A 16590-nucleotide genomic window follows, 5' to 3' on the forward strand; every position below is an offset into this window, starting at 1 on the left:
TCATGTTTGTTAGTACTACATGCTAAACGAAAAACTATGCCATTTTTTACATTACTTCGATTGCGGTGCTTTACGGGTTAATTCCGGCGACTGGCTTTGTCAAAAAACGGTGTAGTGTGCGTTTCCAGCTGCCAACTGCGGAAAACCTCTTTCAGTTTTGTGGCAAGCTCATCACCCCAGAGGTTTTTCGCCACAATATGGCCACTGGGATCGATCAGATAGCTCTCCCGCATGTTACGTACACCATATAACATTGCGACGCGACTATTAAAGCCCTTCAGATCGGAAAGCTGAGCCCATCTACTGATACCATCCTGGTGAATGGCTGCCAACCACGGTTCACGCACGGTATCCAGGGAGACCCCCAGTATAGTAAAGTTTCGATGGCGAAATTGCTCGTAGATATGCCTCAGTTTGCGGTGCTCTTCCCAGCAAATTCCGCAGTCGCTCGACCAGAATTCCAACAACACATAGCTACCACGATAGGATTCCAATGCGTGCATATCACCGGTATCATCGGGAAGACTAAAGATCGGCGCCATGGCACCGAGGGCCGTTCTGCCAAGCGCTTCGCGGTATAACCAGATATCTTCCGCCTCCGGTGCGTGCGCAACCGACGTACTCAACGACTTTAACAAGGTATCACTCAGACGCGGATCATCGCCGTTCCTCAATTGTATCGCGCGCAAGGCAAGTAATGACACCACGGAATTTAGATGCGAGAGCACAAAGTTACGCAGGGTTATATTGTAATAATCCAGTTCCACCATGGCGTAGGTCAGCAGCAGACTCTTAAACACGACCGAATCTTCCTTGAACACGCGTTCCAATTCCGGATAATAATAGTGGTCGCGACGCAATAGGAATTCATCTTCCATTTTTTTAAACTGGCGATAATCCTTGCTATACCGGCCGCCGGTAACAACGTAATTACTGAGAGAGTCCACACAGTAGATTGTCAGCGCGGCCGGCTCAAGGTAAAACTTTAACACGTCCCCTTTGGTATCCGGCAACAGACGATTAGCCGCGCGAAGCTCCGCCCGCGATACTTGCGCTAAGTATGCCTCTCCTGACATCGCAATAGTACCTTTAAATCGCGCCTTACCATGAATCACTGCGGCACTATCGTAGTATGCACGATTACGTCCACTCCCGATACCTTCATACCACAAGTACACCATTTCGGGTTTAGTCGACACCTTGCTCACATCAACCTCTATTGTATATCGCTCGTTTCCGTTATATTGGGCGATAACAGCATGGACGCACAACATTAAAATACTCGCTATAATTGTTTTCATAATCACTCTATCTTGTGTGTTAGATTTAATTTACGCGCCGTACGTTACTCAACAGGCAATATTTTCCTGACGAGTCTGCCACGGCAGCTCATACGTGTTTCATACCGATAAAAAATTCGGGGTGTATACAGCCGTCTCGCGAGGCCAGCTATATAGATCTTTATTGCTTACTGATCGCTTCCAGGTTTGGCAAATAAGCGCCCCCTACGGGCAGTGCACGGCCGCGCAGGGTTACCTGATGTCGCTCGATCTTTTCTATTTTGGCTATGGCGATAACAAACGACCTGTGTATCCGCACAAACTTGCCGGTCGGTAGCAGATTCTCTACCTCCACCATGGTCATACGCGACACAACCTCGCGGTCATGCAATTTGAACGTTATATAATTGCCGGCCGCTTCCAGGTATTCAATTTCATTAAACAGAACGCGTACCTGTTCGTAGCCGGTCTTGAGGAACATATACTCTTTACTATTTCCCGCATTCCGAAAACCATAGAGCTCATGGGCCTTGTTACAAGCCTTCATAAATCGCGCCAGGGAAAAAGGCTTGAGTAAATAATCCACTGCGTCGAGCTCAAAGCTGGCGACGGCATGCTCGGAATACGCCGTGGTAAAAATGACCAGCGGCATTTTGTTCAGGCTTTTGAGAAAATCTATACCTGTTATATCGGGCATCTTGATATCGAGAAACAACAAGTCCACGGTATTGCGTTGCAGGTAGTCCATGGCTGCAAAGGCATCGGTAAAACACTCCTGCATCACCAGGAATGGCACCTTGGCCGCCAGGCTTTTTACCACGTCCAGGGCTATGGGCTCGTCGTCGACAGCAATGGCAGTCATCATACTTTTTCGGTTAATTGAACGGTTAAGTGAATAAAGAACTCAAGTGCCGTCTGGCGCACCACCAGCTCGTGCTTTTGCGGGTATAGCAATTGCAGCCGCAGTCGCACATTTTCCAGCCCAATGCCGTTCTTGTCGGCCTCGATGTCGTGGTCTTGTTTTTCATGCACCGTATTGCGGACATCAAAATACAACCTGCCCTCGCGAATCTGTAACGAAATGGCCAGCTGCGAAGGCTTACGCAGGCTGATGCCGTGCTTAAACGCGTTCTCAACAAATGGAATCAGCAGCATGGGTGCAATGCGAAGGTCGCTAAGGTCGTCTTCGATATGCTGCGATATAGTAATGTCCGGTGACGCCTGGATGCGCAGGGTCTGCAACGCCACGTAATTCCGCAGGTATTCGATCTCGCGCGCCAACAGTATTTTTTCCTGGGTGTTCTCCCGTAGCATGAAGCGCATCATATCACCCAGCCGCTGAATACCCTCGCCCGTGCGTTCGGCTGATTCTTGCAACGCCGTGCCATAAAGTGTATTCAGGGCGTTGAACAGGAAGTGTGGGTTGATCTGCGAGCGCAGGAAGTCCAGGTTGGCCGATGAGCTTCCAAGTGCCGTTTGGAGCGAGGTGAGCTGCCGTCGGGTGTTCAGCCCACGCTGATACAGCATCCAATACAGTGGCGCACATATAAACACCTGAAAGAACCCGTTGGCTGTCACGGCCAGCGTGGCATCCCGTTGCCGCCAAACCGTCCCCACAATAACAAAAAGCATCAAGCCTACGCCGATACAGATAGCAGCAATCCGCAACAGATATGCCCAAAGTCCTTTCTGGAGAGTGTCTTCTATAAGCGTCGAAAAAGAAAGGCCATACAGCAGGATGCTGAACAGTATAATGCCCATAGCCAGTATAAACGGCTTCGTAACGGTAGTGACCATGACAATACCAACTCCCACCATTCCCCATACTATTAGCGCCAGAAATACGTTTTGCGCCACGGTACGATACTGAAGTGGCAATTGGCCGATGTGTACCAGTAGATTTGCAATAATCCGTTTGGCCAACAGGTAGCCGCCTAGTGCAAGCAGAATCCAAACAGCCGTCACCAACCCCTGCTTCATGAACAAGTTATACGCATAGTCGTCAGACTTGATGTAGAATAGGTAACTCCGTAGCCAGGTATCGGTCACAATCAGCAACGACCAAAGGGCGCCCAGTAAAAACGCTATCAACACTATACCCCAGACCATTCGCCGCCGTACCAGAAGGCACGGCACAATGACAAAGTTCCAAAGCAGGAATGCGCCGTAATAACCCGTGAAGCGGGCCACCTGGGGAAAGAAATAGTTTTTGGAATACGAGTAATGCAGGTGGTTTTGCTCGAAAAACTTCCGATAGGGTGTCCACACCCGAACCATGTTGCTGTCGGACACGTCCATCAGCAACAGAATGAGTGCAAGCGCGTATAGGGCGGTGGCGCCCCAGAATTCCATTCGTTTCAGATCGATCTTTTCTAACATGCCGTGTATATATTTCCCAATCGTACCCGAAAGATACTGGCGGGGGCTCCGTCCGCCAAGCAAATGGGGTGAATGCCTGTTTTCGTGGGATGGAAAAATACCGACGGCTAGCCTTTAAACGCTTGCCGGAATTCGAGGGGCGTCTGACTGGTCTTTTTCTTAAAGATCTTATTAAACGACTGGGGGTGCTCGAACCCCAGCTGGTACGCTACCTCGGCCACGGTCAATTGATCGGCCACCAGGTATTCCTTGGCCTTTTCGATCACCTTATGATGGATGTGCTGCTGGGTATTCTGGCCGGTCAGCGACCGTAGCAGGTCGCTCAGGTACCGCGGGGATAGATTGAGCTGGTCGGCCAGGTATTGCACGGTCGGCAAGCCGGCCATCAGGGTCTTTTCATCCCGGAAGTATACCTCCAGAAGCTCCTCAAACCGGCCGAGGAGATCGCTGTTAACAGCCTTGCGCGTGATAAACTGGCGGTTATAGAACCGATTGCTATAGTTCAGCAGCAGCTCGATCTGGTTTACGATCACGTCCTGGCTAAACGAGTCAATACGTTCGTTCAGCTCGTCCTGAATATGATTAAAAACCGTCAGGATGGTCTGCTTCTCTTTTTCTGACACATACAACGCCTCGGCTGCCGTATACGAAAAGAAACCGTAGTTCCGGATGGCCTTACCCAGCGCATACGGCCGAAGCAGATCAGGATGCACGTGCAACGACATGCCTTCGTAGTCAGCCTCTTCGTCTATGCCGCGAATGAGCTGGCCGGGCGCAATGAACGACATACCGCCCGCCTCGAAGTCATAGTATCCCTGGCCATACCGTATCCTTCCGCGAAAGTGCGTCTTGAAAGAAATCTTGTAAAAGCTCATGATCATGCCGTTCGCCAGGTGCGACAGGTCGCCGCCGACCGCGCCATAATTGACGATGCTGATCAGCGGATGCAGGGGCGCCGGCTGCCCGACCGCCCGGTGCAGCGCAGCAATGGATTCGAACAAGACAGGTTGATCGGTCTTCACGGCACAAAGGTAGCTAAATCTGATGCCGCACGGGCATTACGTTCCACGACACCGTGCCCTGGTCAATCATGCTGTGAATGGGCGAGTCGCGAAAGACGTCCATCAATCGGTGCATAGCCTGCGTACCCTGTTTGACACTTCCCCACAGCAACACATCTGAAATACGGCCATCCGTTTCCTGGGCAATGTGCCGGGAGATAAACCCAGGCTGTTCTTTTAGCCAGGCATCGATCGGTACATTGACCTCAATAAAGTCTTGTATCGAAAACTCTGCCTGTAACAAGAACGACGTGATCTCGATCGCGGAAAGCTCTTTGGTCTGTTGACGCATGGTGTATTGTGATTTTTTGTATCACAAAGGTGCCGCTGCGCAATGAGCTGGGCGTAGCCGGAATGACGATTATTGTAGCCGGGATGACGACCACAGGGCTACCCTATAAACTACGCTCGTGTAAGCACAAACTGTTCCCATCCGGGTCCTTCAGCCAGGCAAAACGCCCCCAGGGTGTATTGTCTATCTTGCCTGTCTCTATACCTTGGGTTTTCAGCTGCTGAATTTCTTTCTCAATGTCATCGGTTTGGCAAATGATCGCATGAAACGCCGCCAGCGAAATACTCGTATCGCTACCGGGGAAGCCCATTTGGATCCAGGCGTCACCGTGCGGGTCGGGCGCCTCTACCAGCACATGAAAACCCATTCTCAAATAGAACTCTTTTGCCTGTTGCCTGTCCTTGACAGGCAACATAACGATCTCGACTGCCTTCATCTTTCTGTTAGTTTTACAACAAAAATACAGGCTGTGAGCAGCACAACGCCGTGTAAAAACGACAATCTTACCCGTTGATTGCGACACGCCGCCTTGTTACATTTCGATATGAAACACGTGTCTATCCTCCCACTGTATGACGCCACGCTAACCAGTATTGATAGCAGTCATCAGCTGTTCTCGCGGGTAAACGACTTTATGCGCTACCAACAAAAGCCGTCTTTCTACGACGTCGAAATCGTAGCACTGGCAAAGAACACGAAGCTGGGGAATGGACTTTATCAGGTTTCGGCAAATAAAACCATCCACGATGTCACGAAGACCGACATCATCGTATTGCCGCTGCTCTGCGGTGATTTTAAGAAAGCCATTGAGGTAAATCAAAAATATACTTCCTGGATCACCACGCAGCACAAACATAACCATGCTGAAATTGTTTGTCTCTGTGTCGGCTCGTTTTACCTCGCCTCTACAGGATTATTGGACAATAAAAAATGCGCCGTGCATTGGGCCGCGCGGAACGAATTCCAGGAGATGTTTCCGCATATACACGTTGTTGACGATACGATCATTACGGACGAGAACGGAATTTACACGTGTGGCGGTGGATATTCTTACCTGAATCTGCTATTATATATCATAGAAAAGCATGCGGGCCGGGACCTGGCCATCCTGGCTTCCAAAATGTTTGAGATCGACATCGAGCGAAAGAGTCAAAATCCGTTCATGATCTTTATCGGCCAGAAACGACACGGAGACGAAGTAGTTTTAAAAGCGCAGGAATTTATGGAGAATCATCCTACCGAAACATTTACGGTAGAAGCCATCTGCAACAAACTAGGCGTTGGCAGAAGAACCTTCGAACGGCGGTTCAGGAAATGCACGGGCAACTCCGTACAGGAATATGTACAACGGGTAAAGGTTGAATTTGCCAAGAAACATCTTGAGGCCGGTCACAAAACGGTGAACGAAATAATCTACGAAACGGGATATAGCGACATTGACGCTTTCCGGAAGGTCTTTAAAAAGCTGACGGATCTGTCGCCTGTCGATTATCGCCGGAAGTATTCGGCGTAGTGTACAGCGACATCGGAGTACGCTATATTCGCTTGATCCGCAATGACGTTACCTGGCTAACGCCCGTCCGAAAAAGGAATTATCGTGGGGGGAGCGCCCCAGGTTTTAACGTGCGACGTCGTCAATATATTGAACGGCTCCACTGTCCCGCCGAGCTCGCCGGAGTGTTTGGCAAAGACAACTTCAGCAATGCGATGGTGGCGTATAACATACGAGCAAAGAATACAAGGCTCCACATTGGTATACAGGATTGCTCCTTCCAGGTTTCCGCCACGTTGCCGTGCATCGAGTATCGCCAGTGTTTCGGCGTGCCGGGTAATATCTTGTAGCTGACGACTTTTCTCATACGCTTCGCCGATGATTATGCCGTCTTTTACAATCACGCTTCCCACCGGACTTTCGCTCTCACGGGCGGCAAGCTCAGCAAGTTCATAACAGCGCTGTATAAAGTGTTGATGGTTGTTCATTTACTCGCTTTTTAAAATCTCTACATACCCTTCCGTACCGTGCACACGAATTCTCTGTCCGTCCCTGATCAGCGTAGTCGCACGCTCCACACCAACAACGGCAGGCAGGCCGTATTCGCGTGCGATCACGGCGCCATGAGTCATCAATCCGCCCACTTCAGTAATCAGCCCCTTTATTGATAAAAACAATGGCGTCCAGCTAGGGTCGGTAAACGGAGTAACTAAAATGTCACCCTCTTCCAAAACGGCATCTTCCATCTTTACGATAACGCGTGCTCGTCCTTCCACAATTCCGGAGGAGACCGCCAGACCGATAATCGCCCCCGTCGGGAGATTCCCGCGTTTGTACGTACCTGTAATGATTTCACCCTCTGACGTAATAACCCGCGGGGGCGTCAATTTTTTATACAGTTCGTAGTCATCTTTCCGCTTCCTTATGATCTGATAATCCAGTGCATGACGGCGTACAACTTCGTGCAGCTCTTCAAATGTAAGATAATCTATATCTTCTGTGCTGTGAATAACATTCGCTTGCACAAGAGCTTCCGCTTCCCGCAGCAAGGCCTGCTTGTACACAAAATAACGACTCACAATATCGTATTTAGGATACTCCCGATAGCCGGCAAAATTCCGAACCAGGCTGATCATACGTTTTGTCTCTTCGGCTTTTTGTTCACCATCCGGTAGTTGTTTAAGCCGATTCAGCAGTTCCGTTTCTTTTTTTAACGCTTCCTGCCGTCCTTGTTCAAATTTCCGTTGGCTGGCGTGGGGCTCAAAGTTTCTAATATTGCTAAGAATCAGAGGAACCAATATCCTGGGATCTTCACTCCACCGCGTCCTCGTAATATCGATTTCACCGGTACACCGCATGCCATACATCTCAAGGTAAGCATCGATCGCCTTCCGAGCCTTCTCACCACCCTCGACGTTCACCAGTTCATCTAAAAAGTTTTTATCTTTTACCTGTTGTAAATATTCAATTACTGCCGGATACGGACGGATCACATCGGCGACATCCAGCAGCGCCAGGCCCATTTCCGAGGTGACATTGTTCGGCACAGACTGCGACAACGTATCGGCTACATTTATCTCACCCAACCATTCGTTCATTTTCTCATTGATCCAGGCGGCAGCATCCATGGCGCCCATAATCGCGGCCATATTCTGCGAATCAAATAGACTCGTCTTTAACTGCGCGAGATCTTCCAGAATAAGATCAAGCAGCTCCGATCCCGATTTCGATTGGATGTTTTCACGTAAGGCTTTTATCGATGCCTGGCTGCGCGCAACCAGGCCAGCGGCAATGGCCGGATCATTTTTAAGTTGCGTACGGAAGCCCGCCATCGAAAGAACACGACCACCGTTACCTGGCTCATCGCCTGGCAGTAATTTTATAAAGTCATTCCGCTCAAGAACGGTCATCAGGGCGTCTTTTATAAGCGGATCGGATTGGCCGGCCATCTCCAGTATCGTTTTCCGGGTGGCCGGTGATGACAACCGGGCCGCAACGTCAACAAACATCCGTCCTCCCGCAATAGCCATGGGCCCGGCAGAGGTTAACTGCCGCACCGATAGTCCCAGGGGTTTCATCGCGTCTGTCATCATTTGCTGATGTCCGACAGATATATACACATGATTCTCCCGATCATTCTCTTGGGGTATGGGAAATAATGTAGTGATCGGTCTACTCTGAACAATATAGATCCTACCATCGGCCAAACACCACTCGATATCCTGCGGGTAGCCAAAGTGTTGTTCAATCCCGCTGCCAAGGTGTGCCAGCTGCACAATCTGCCCGTCCGTAAGGGCTGGCATGTTCTGCCTCGCGGCCTCAATCTCTTGCGTTTTTGTCCCGCCTTCCTTGATCGCATAAATCGCCAGCTTCTTGGCACTTATTTTTTTCTCGATTACCTGGCCATCGCGTACTTTATAAACGTCGGCATTTACAAGACCTGAGACCAGCGCCTCCCCGAGGCCAAAACTGGCGTCGATAGATATGACCTTCCTGTTGCCCGTAACGGGGTCGGCAGTGAACATGATACCCGCCACTTGCGGAAAGACCATCTTTTGCACTACCACCGACAAACGCACCTTTCGATGATCAAAATCATGTTGAACGCGGTATAGTACTGCACGCGCTGTAAATAGTGATGCCCAGCATTTGCTAATATGCTGTAAGATTGCTTCGACGCCGATAACATTTAAATATGTGTCCTGCTGTCCGGCAAAAGACGCCGTCGGCAGATCTTCTGCTGTTGCGCTCGACCGCACGGCAAACGCTTCTTTCGCATCAAACCTTGAAAGGAAGCGTGTGACCTCTTCACAAATATCCCGGGGAATGACTATACCTTCAACAATCCTACGAATCTCACCACTAACCTCACGGATCTTCTCCACGTCTGCCGCCCCGAAGGTTGACAATCGATTCAGTAACACCCTGATTGTGGAGTTCTCACCGAGCGCACGTGTAAAAGCTGCCGTCGTGATGCAAAAACCATCCGGTACGAGCACCCCTCCGATCTTCGCCAGCTCGCCGAGGTTCGCGCCCTTGCCGCCGACGATAGCAAGCTTAGTCCTGTCGCAATCCTGAAGACTTAATACAAATGAACGTCCTCCGATCATAGTTGAAGTATTTACGTTTCAATTCTATTGGTCATTCACCTTGTTAACTGTCTCCTCCATTATTTTAATGGCCCCGGAGAAATACGCCTCCAGCACGTTGAGATCTTTACCCGAGAAGGATGCAATCAATTTCTCGGAATTACTTCGAAACTCCTTATACAGGGGTTCAAAAAGCGCCATGATATTTTTTGTATTCGGCTCGATGAAAACTTTCCGCCTGTCGTCCTCCGCAAATCGTCGTTTTACCAGTTTCTTCTTTTCAAATCTGTCTATTAACCCCGTCACCGCGCCCGTCGTGAGGCCCGTGAGCGTGGCCAGCTCACCTGCCGTCATCTGCCCCTTCTCGATCAAAAAGCCCAGGTACTTATGGTCCGTACCGGAAAGCCCCGCCTTACGCCCAATAGCCTCGTGCATCTGAATAGAGATGTAGGCATATTGTTGGCTCAGCTTTCGGATGTGCCGTACGGTATCCTTATCCATTATATCTTATTTATTAATTATCTTAGTAACAAAGATAATTAAATATCGAACGCGTCCAAATAAATAGAAAACATCATTCGGCCGCCACTTCGGAGCATGGCGTTTAGTCACCGGTATTCCAAAATGTCACCTGGTTGACAGTCTAATGCTTTGCAAATTGCATTTAAGGTACTAAAGCGAATTGCTTTCGCCTTACCTGTCTTTAAGATAGAGAGGTTAGATAATGTCAAATCAACTTTTTCGGAAAGTTCATTCAGAGAAATTTTTCGTTTTGCCATCATCACGTCTAAGTTTACAATGATTGGCATGGCTTAAATGGTTAAGTCATTTTCAGATTTCATATCGATGGCGTTCTGCAAGATTTTTTCAAATATCGCCGCAGCCGTTGCCACTACGATGGAAGCAAACGTAGTCACAATACAAATGGCAAGAAAACCCGCGGGGTCATCGTCCTTATTATGGGATAACGTTATGTATAATCCTGCTATCACAATTAAAGTACTAAATACGATTGCACAATACTTTATACTCTTTAAGGCCGCAACAGAGTTTGATGAGAACACTTTATTTTGGCCTATGTAGGCTAATAATTTGAACGCCTTATACAGTGCAACAAAAAAGGCGATTGATGTTGCGTATCCGTATAAAATGAATGGGTCCGAGTAAATGCTCAACAAATCTAAGTTTACAGCTCTTCCCTCGGTTAAGGGAAGCCGAATCAGAACGGCAAGCACCACGATGCCGATAAGCACAATGACCGCCTGAAGAAATCCTGTCGAAATTCTTTTCATAGCCTGTTTTATGATTAATATCGTTCCGTAAATTTAATAAATATTTATTGATAAACAACAAATATTAATCGTATTGCGAATAATATCGAAAAACAGCTGTTTTTGCCTTTTGAGGCGAAATAAGGCACTTTAGGTAGTTTGCGATGGATTTTCAGATCATCATGGGTCAATCCTAAAAACGGTATATACCCCCATACGCGCAACTATAGTTATACGGCAAGCACTGGCTGCGCGCCAGTTTTGATTATACCTGTTGCCGGGCAAACACCCGCACCGCGGCGATGGTCAGAAAGTAGGCCGCCACACCCGCAATAAGAAGGCCCAGCAGGAAGTCGGTAACATACATGAAATTCTGTTGCCAGGAAAAGAAGGAGAATATAAACATGGGAATCTTCCACAATGCCAGCCACATAAAAACGATCATGGCCACCATCATCACGATGCGCCTGGCGCCGGTCACTTCCCCATCGGTCGATGGAAGCATTTGGGACACCACGGGGCCAATGTTGATGACAAGGAAAACAACGAGCAGTATCAGGAAAGCAATCATTACGGCACTATTTCCTTGCAGGATCTGCTGTGTTTGAGCGGCAAACGCTTCATGACTGACCTGGCTTGTAAACATGGCGCGTGCTCCATCGATTATATAATTAAACAATGCGCCCATCGGGGGCACGGCAGATGTTGTGATGCCGATGATGTAGGTAGCCAAAAAAAGTACGACAATAGTGACCGGGGAAACCAGTAGAAAAACGACCCTTAAATAGCCTGGCTTATTAAAGAAAGCATACGGCTGGTCTTCAGGGGCAATCTGGCTGCGTTCCTCCGCGTTGGCAGCCATACCCAGGGGTTTAATATAACTGCCTAAAGGGAGCCACCCCAGACTAAAATCGATTCCCGCGACTTTGGCGCGGTGAATACTGAAGCCTGATGTAAAGAAAACCGAAAACTCCATAATCCTGATGTTGTAAAGCCGGCATAGCACACAATAGAAAACGTTGCTGCCATAGATAGCGGTTATGGTCAGCGCGCCAAGGATAAAAGCGTTATAGTTAAAGTTCATGCGGGGTTAGGTGTCTCGATAGCACAATAATATCAAAAAAACGTCCACAGTTACCGGGGTATGTAAGTTTAACGCAAAGGCTGAAGTTTTTAAACGTGAGGGTACTACGCCAGTGCCTTTAACGCTGCAAATTACACTGGCAATGGTAGGGCGGTCGCCAATGTTAAAGCATGTAGGATTTCTTGCCTTTTCCGATCCCGGTATAAGCTGTGCTCAGGATCTACCCCGAAAATAATTTGACTACAACAAATACCAATTCGGATACATTTCATCGGACGACAATCAAGAATTTCGTACTTGAAATTTAAGCCCGTGCAATAATGGAAAATGTAACATTAAACAACGGAGTAAAAATGCCGCTACTTGGTTTTGGTACTTACTTGCTTCGAGACGGTTTAGAGTGTGAGCAGTCTGTGCTAAATGCTTTAAATATTGGCTACAGACTGCTAGACACGGCTGCGGCATACTATAATGAGGAATCCGTTGGCAGAGCGATTAAAAAAAGTAATGTCAAACGAGAAGAAATTTTTGTGACAACAAAATTTCTTCCAGCAGATATCGGGTACGAAAAAGCAAAGCGTGCCTTTGAAGCATCGCTAAAAAAATTAGGTCTTGACTATATTGATCTATACTTGATTCATCTTCCGCAGGGAGACGTAAATTCTTCCTGGACAGCAATGGAAGAATTACATAGAGAAGGTAAAATAAGGGCGATAGGTGTGAGCAATTTCAATCTAAATCAGATTCAGAATTTAGTAAAGCAGCATAGTGTGATACCCGCAGTCAATCAAGTGGAAACACATCCGTTTTCACAAAAAACAGAAATGCAGAAAATTATGAAATCTCAGGGCATTCAGTTGGAGTCGTGGGCGCCTTTTGCTCAGGGTAAAAACAATCTTTTTAATAATGAGCTTTTAAAAGCACTTTCAATAAAATATAATAAGAGTATCGCCCAGGTGGTTCTGCGATGGTTAATTCAAAAAGAAGTCGTGGTTATTCCGAAATCAGCAAACGTAAAAAGGATAACTGAAAATTTTAATGTATTTGACCTTGAGTTGTCTGCCGGTGACATGGCAACTATCAAATCGTTGGACAAAGGTAGTGGTCTAATTTATAGCGTTTGAAAAACCTTTGAAAGGTTGACTATAACAATTACCAATTCAACTACTTTTTATAGAACTACAATCAGGAATTTTGTACTTGATATGTATTCAGATTTAGAAACAATTAAAAAAAGAATTATGCAAAAAAGAAAATTAGGGAATAGTGGATTAGAAGTTTCCGCATTGGGCTTTGGCTGTATGGGTTTAAACTTCTTGGACGGCAAAGGTCTTGATAAAAAAGATGCCATAACACTACTGCGCAACGCAGTTGAAAGGGGTATCACATTTTTTGATACCGCCGAAGCCTACGGGCCCTACACCAATGAAGAACTTGTTGGAGAAGGATTACAGCCTTATAGGAAAAACGTTGTTATAGCAACAAAATTTGGTTGCAAAGATGCTAGACCCACAACAGGTTTAGACAGCAGACCCGAAACTATCAGAGTAGTAGTCGAAGCATCCTTAAAAAGATTAAAAACAGATTACATTGATCTACTTTATCAGCACAGAGTTGACCCCAATGTACCTATAGAAGATGTTGCAGGTACAGTAAAAGACTTGATACAAGAGGGTAAAGCAAAATATTTCGGTTTGTCGGAAGCAAGTGCAAAAACTATTCGCAAAGCGCATTTAATTCAACCTGTAACAGCATTACAAAGTGAATACTCTTTGTTTTGGCGTGAACCCGAAAATGAGATCATACCAACATTAGAAGAGTTAAGAATTGGCTTCGTTCCGTTCAGTCCTTTGGGCAAAGGCTTCCTCACAGGTACAATAAATTCAAAATTAGCGGATGTTGACCGTAGAAATGTCATTCCGCGTTTCAGCGAAGAGAATATCAAAGCCAATCTGGTTTTAGTGGACGCACTTTCTGAGATTGCCAAACAAAAAAATGTTACGACCGGACAATTAGCGCTGGCTTGGCTCTTAGCTCAAAAACCCTGGATAGCGCCAATACCGGGGACTACAAAATTGCATCGTTTAGAGGAAAACATTGGCAGTACAAATATTGTACTAACAGCTGATGAACTTGCAAAGATCAACACAACAGTAAATGGAATTACACTTGTGGGTGACCGCTATCCCGAAGTTTTAGAAAAACAAATAGATAAATAGCCGCTACAGGTGCAAGCAGTAAAATGGCTGTAATTTATGCAATAAGCTAACCAAACGATGTTGAAATTGGCGACATTGCTATTCTTCCGTCAAGACAAAATTGATTAAATTCGTAACAGAAAAAATGCAGCAAAAGTCAGACATACATCACATTGAAAGTATATCGCAGCTTGCGCGGGAATTGGGACTTCCTGCGCCTTTGCACCCATTGGTTACATTGGTTGATTACAATAATGTTTTGATTGAAATGTTTCCAAGAGGCCAAAAAGTAAGTCTTGATTTTTACAAAGTTTCTTTTAAGCCTACATTTAAAGGCCAAATAAAATACGGACAAGGATATTATGATTTTGAAGAAGGTGGATTAGCATTTCTGAAACCTAAGCAAATTGTTTTTCCACCAGAAGACAGAGAAAGCTATGAAGGTATAGCTTTGTATTTTCATTCTGATTTTATACGAAATTATACATTGGGAAATACAATAAACCAATATGGCTTTTTCTCTTACGATGTTTCGGAAGCCTTATTTTTATCTGCAAAAGAAAAAGAAATTATAGCCAACTTATTTACATCAATAGCCAATGAATTAGACAATAACATTGACAGTTTCAGCCAGGATGTTTTGGTGTCGCAAATAGAATTGTTATTGAATTACAGCAATCGTTTTTACAATAGGCAATTTATCACGAGGAAAGCAATCAATCACGACATCATAACTTCTTTGGACAAACTTTTAAACAACTATTTTGAAGAAGAAACCAGTTTGAAAAACGGTTTTCCGTCCGTAAAATATATTAGCACGAAATTAAAATTATCGCAACGCTATTTAAGCGATATGTTGCGTTCATTAACAGGATTGAACACACAACAATACATTCAGAACGCAATCATAGAAAAAGCCAAAGAAAAATTATCAACGACAAGTCTATCAATAAGCGAAATTGCTTATGAATTAGGCTTTGAACATTCACAGTCATTCAGCAAACTTTTCAAAACAAAAACAAAACTTTCTCCCTTGGAGTTCAGGCAATCATTTAACTAACACTTTTAGAGCGGTTTTAAAAGTTTCAATAGAAGGATATTGATTGTTGTAGTTGTATATTCAACCTTAGCTGATTGCTGATATTCTTGGTATAGATTGCTGCCGTTACATGACGGCCTGGTAAATGCTATTCAACTATATACCGATGGCACCTCTCAAGGCAGATCGATTTTATGCAAAGAGCCTCCCGTGCCATAGATATAATTTTCGTAAAACCCGATAGTTCCATACTCGTATTTCCCAACATCCAGGGAACGCGTAACGCCTTTCTTGGTCTCCATGTCATAGATCCAGAGGTCATTGCCTTTCATGGATCGTGTATCTCGCAGTTCGACGATCAGGTACTTTTTATAAAAGGAAGCGGAGTAGGCGTTATACCCTGCAATCGGGGTTATCATCGTCTTAAATGTATTTCCATCCTCAGAAAAGAGCACCTTGTTATTAGCCGTGGTAATGGCGATACGGGTTCCGTCGAACGCCACGCCGGTAAGAAAGATAGTCGTGTCCACGATGGTCTTTGTCCATTTGTCATTTTCCAGGGTGAATAGGTTACCTCTTTGCGTGATGGCTATAGCTTTAGTTCCATGTTGCTTTAGCTTGATGAACTTGTCACCATCCAGGGTGGCGATGGTCGTGTCTGGCGTGGTGCCGTGCTGCAACTTCATTAACGTTTTATCTGCAATGATGTAACGCACAGAATCGTTTTCGATATAAGCCCCTTGTACTGGCCCGTTATATTTTATATCAGAATGTGGTTTCCACGTTTTGCCGGAATCGTGGCTGACGTCAACCCCACGATACTCATCAAAATAGTACAACTTTCCCTGGTGTTCGTTGAGCTCCGGCCAGCCATTTCTGTTTCCGGATTTTACCCTGGTAAAGGTGCTTGCCTTGTCATCGCTAAAGAAAATGTTTCCATAGTTGTCGGCTATAACCATTGATTTGGTATCTGTCCAAAAGGAGGACACGGAATTGTAAGTGGCGCCATTGAGGACTTTCCAGTATTTTCCGCTACGGCCAGCCAGCAATATATAGGGGGAACGATCGTCAGTTGTGCCTACATAAGCCGTATCTCCAAGCGGCGAGCGAGCCAGGAAATAGTTGCCCATGCGGCCATCCAATCGTATTTTTTTTAATGGGGGGACCGATTCAGCGGACTCAACGCCCGTGGCTATTTTTTTGACCCAGGTCTTCCCGCCGTCGGTGGTGGTAATGATCTCCTTTCCCCACCTGGTTTCCGCGGAACCTTTCAGGGCTGTTTTAAATTCCACTTTTTCCCAGTGATGATAGCCGGTCTTCGGTAAGATTCTTGTAATGGATTGACTGTGAGCAGCTACGGCCGTTAGCCCGAGTGCCAAACAAGACAATACGAACTTTTTCATGG

General features: G+C 46.3%; 17 protein-coding genes. 4 read left to right on the top strand and 13 right to left on the bottom strand.

Features of this window, described 5'->3' with window-relative positions; genetic code table 11:
* Positions 1-77: 77 nt before the first annotated feature.
* The 6 genes from K7P01_RS01740 to K7P01_RS01765 all read right to left on the bottom strand — a co-directional run bounded on the left by K7P01_RS01740 (position 78) and on the right by K7P01_RS01765 (position 5448).
* A complete protein-coding gene (locus K7P01_RS01740) occupies positions 78-1301 on the bottom strand; it encodes a TlpA disulfide reductase family protein (protein WP_267289205.1) in 1224 nt (407 codons plus the stop codon).
* A gap of 160 nt (positions 1302-1461) precedes the next feature.
* Positions 1462-2145 carry a LytR/AlgR family response regulator transcription factor gene (locus tag K7P01_RS01745; protein ID WP_317987597.1) on the bottom strand — a complete coding sequence of 228 codons (684 nt, stop codon included), beginning with the start codon at positions 2143-2145 and terminating at the stop codon, positions 1462-1464.
* The gene (locus K7P01_RS01750) at positions 2142-3659 is read right to left on the bottom strand and encodes a sensor histidine kinase (protein ID WP_267289207.1); all 1518 of its coding nucleotides are present in this window, start codon (positions 3657-3659) and stop codon (positions 2142-2144) included. Before K7P01_RS01750 ends, K7P01_RS01745 begins: the two co-directional genes overlap by 4 nt.
* 107 nt (positions 3660-3766) lie before the next feature.
* A complete protein-coding gene (locus K7P01_RS01755; RefSeq protein ID WP_267289209.1) occupies positions 3767-4681 on the bottom strand; it encodes a helix-turn-helix domain-containing protein in 915 nt (304 codons plus the stop codon).
* A 13-nt stretch (positions 4682-4694) separates the two neighbouring features.
* Positions 4695-5012: a hypothetical protein gene (locus tag K7P01_RS01760; protein WP_267289211.1), complete on the bottom strand. Its 318-nt coding sequence runs from the start codon at positions 5010-5012 to the stop codon at positions 4695-4697.
* A 103-nt stretch (positions 5013-5115) separates the two neighbouring features.
* Entirely contained in the window at positions 5116-5448 is a 333-nt protein-coding gene (locus K7P01_RS01765; protein ID WP_267289213.1) for a VOC family protein, read from the bottom strand.
* A gap of 108 nt (positions 5449-5556) precedes the next feature.
* On the opposite strand from K7P01_RS01765, the gene K7P01_RS01770 reads away from it, so the two are divergent.
* Complete coding sequence (locus K7P01_RS01770) at positions 5557-6525, top strand: GlxA family transcriptional regulator (RefSeq protein ID WP_267289215.1); 969 nt, start codon at positions 5557-5559, stop codon at positions 6523-6525.
* 56 nt (positions 6526-6581) lie between these two features.
* Here K7P01_RS01770 and K7P01_RS01775 read toward each other — a convergent pair whose 3' ends face one another.
* From K7P01_RS01775 to K7P01_RS01800, 6 genes are all read right to left on the bottom strand, one after another.
* Complete coding sequence (locus K7P01_RS01775) at positions 6582-6992, bottom strand: nucleoside deaminase (RefSeq protein WP_267289217.1); 411 nt, start codon at positions 6990-6992, stop codon at positions 6582-6584.
* On the bottom strand, positions 6993-9614 hold the full coding sequence (gene ppsA / locus K7P01_RS01780) for a phosphoenolpyruvate synthase (RefSeq protein WP_267289219.1): 2622 nt from the start codon (positions 9612-9614) through the stop codon (positions 6993-6995). It abuts the gene before it with no gap.
* 24 nt (positions 9615-9638) lie between these two features.
* On the bottom strand, positions 9639-10094 hold the full coding sequence (locus tag K7P01_RS01785) for a MarR family winged helix-turn-helix transcriptional regulator (RefSeq protein WP_267289221.1): 456 nt from the start codon (positions 10092-10094) through the stop codon (positions 9639-9641).
* A gap of 107 nt (positions 10095-10201) precedes the next feature.
* The gene (locus K7P01_RS01790; protein ID WP_267289223.1) at positions 10202-10402 is read right to left on the bottom strand and encodes a helix-turn-helix domain-containing protein; all 201 of its coding nucleotides are present in this window, start codon (positions 10400-10402) and stop codon (positions 10202-10204) included.
* 3 nt (positions 10403-10405) lie between these two features.
* Complete coding sequence (locus K7P01_RS01795) at positions 10406-10885, bottom strand: DUF2975 domain-containing protein (protein WP_267289225.1); 480 nt, start codon at positions 10883-10885, stop codon at positions 10406-10408.
* 244 nt (positions 10886-11129) lie between these two features.
* A complete protein-coding gene (locus tag K7P01_RS01800) occupies positions 11130-11948 on the bottom strand; it encodes a hypothetical protein (protein ID WP_267289227.1) in 819 nt (272 codons plus the stop codon).
* A 320-nt stretch (positions 11949-12268) separates the two neighbouring features.
* Between K7P01_RS01800 and K7P01_RS01805 the strand changes: the two genes are divergently transcribed.
* The 3 genes from K7P01_RS01805 to K7P01_RS01815 all read left to right on the top strand — a co-directional run bounded on the left by K7P01_RS01805 (position 12269) and on the right by K7P01_RS01815 (position 15206).
* Positions 12269-13072 (top strand): aldo/keto reductase, encoded by an 804-nt coding sequence (locus K7P01_RS01805; RefSeq protein WP_267289229.1) that lies wholly within the window; start codon positions 12269-12271, stop codon positions 13070-13072.
* A gap of 117 nt (positions 13073-13189) precedes the next feature.
* Complete coding sequence (locus tag K7P01_RS01810; RefSeq protein WP_267289231.1) at positions 13190-14167, top strand: aldo/keto reductase; 978 nt, start codon at positions 13190-13192, stop codon at positions 14165-14167.
* 124 nt (positions 14168-14291) lie between these two features.
* Complete coding sequence (locus tag K7P01_RS01815; RefSeq protein ID WP_267289233.1) at positions 14292-15206, top strand: helix-turn-helix domain-containing protein; 915 nt, start codon at positions 14292-14294, stop codon at positions 15204-15206.
* Between the two features lie 155 nt (positions 15207-15361).
* On the opposite strand, the gene K7P01_RS01820 is transcribed toward K7P01_RS01815, so the two are convergent.
* Positions 15362-16588 carry a beta propeller repeat protein gene (locus K7P01_RS01820; RefSeq protein WP_267289235.1) on the bottom strand — a complete coding sequence of 409 codons (1227 nt, stop codon included), beginning with the start codon at positions 16586-16588 and terminating at the stop codon, positions 15362-15364.
* Positions 16589-16590 lie beyond the last annotated feature (2 nt).

The sequence above is a fragment of the Parachryseolinea silvisoli genome, from assembly GCF_021190955.1.
Lineage (GTDB): Bacteria > Bacteroidota > Bacteroidia > Cytophagales > Cyclobacteriaceae > Ohtaekwangia > Ohtaekwangia silvisoli.

Coding starts and splice junctions, on each gene's coding strand:
- K7P01_RS01750 (WP_267289207.1), bottom strand. CDS start 3,659: ATGTTAGAAAAGATCGATCTGAAACGAATGGAATTCTGGGGCGCCACC.
- K7P01_RS01785 (WP_267289221.1), bottom strand. CDS start 10,094: ATGGATAAGGATACCGTACGGCACATCCGAAAGCTGAGCCAACAATAT.
- K7P01_RS01820 (WP_267289235.1), bottom strand. CDS start 16,588: ATGAAAAAGTTCGTATTGTCTTGTTTGGCACTCGGGCTAACGGCCGTA.
- K7P01_RS01815 (WP_267289233.1), top strand. CDS start 14,292: ATGCAGCAAAAGTCAGACATACATCACATTGAAAGTATATCGCAGCTT.
- K7P01_RS01740 (WP_267289205.1), bottom strand. CDS start 1,301: ATGAAAACAATTATAGCGAGTATTTTAATGTTGTGCGTCCATGCTGTT.
- ppsA (WP_267289219.1), bottom strand. CDS start 9,614: ATGATCGGAGGACGTTCATTTGTATTAAGTCTTCAGGATTGCGACAGG.
- K7P01_RS01805 (WP_267289229.1), top strand. CDS start 12,269: ATGGAAAATGTAACATTAAACAACGGAGTAAAAATGCCGCTACTTGGT.
- K7P01_RS01810 (WP_267289231.1), top strand. CDS start 13,190: ATGCAAAAAAGAAAATTAGGGAATAGTGGATTAGAAGTTTCCGCATTG.
- K7P01_RS01795 (WP_267289225.1), bottom strand. CDS start 10,885: ATGAAAAGAATTTCGACAGGATTTCTTCAGGCGGTCATTGTGCTTATC.
- K7P01_RS01765 (WP_267289213.1), bottom strand. CDS start 5,448: ATGAAGGCAGTCGAGATCGTTATGTTGCCTGTCAAGGACAGGCAACAG.
- K7P01_RS01775 (WP_267289217.1), bottom strand. CDS start 6,992: ATGAACAACCATCAACACTTTATACAGCGCTGTTATGAACTTGCTGAG.
- K7P01_RS01800 (WP_267289227.1), bottom strand. CDS start 11,948: ATGAACTTTAACTATAACGCTTTTATCCTTGGCGCGCTGACCATAACC.
- K7P01_RS01745 (WP_317987597.1), bottom strand. CDS start 2,145: ATGATGACTGCCATTGCTGTCGACGACGAGCCCATAGCCCTGGACGTG.
- K7P01_RS01790 (WP_267289223.1), bottom strand. CDS start 10,402: ATGCCAATCATTGTAAACTTAGACGTGATGATGGCAAAACGAAAAATT.
- K7P01_RS01770 (WP_267289215.1), top strand. CDS start 5,557: ATGAAACACGTGTCTATCCTCCCACTGTATGACGCCACGCTAACCAGT.
- K7P01_RS01760 (WP_267289211.1), bottom strand. CDS start 5,012: ATGCGTCAACAGACCAAAGAGCTTTCCGCGATCGAGATCACGTCGTTC.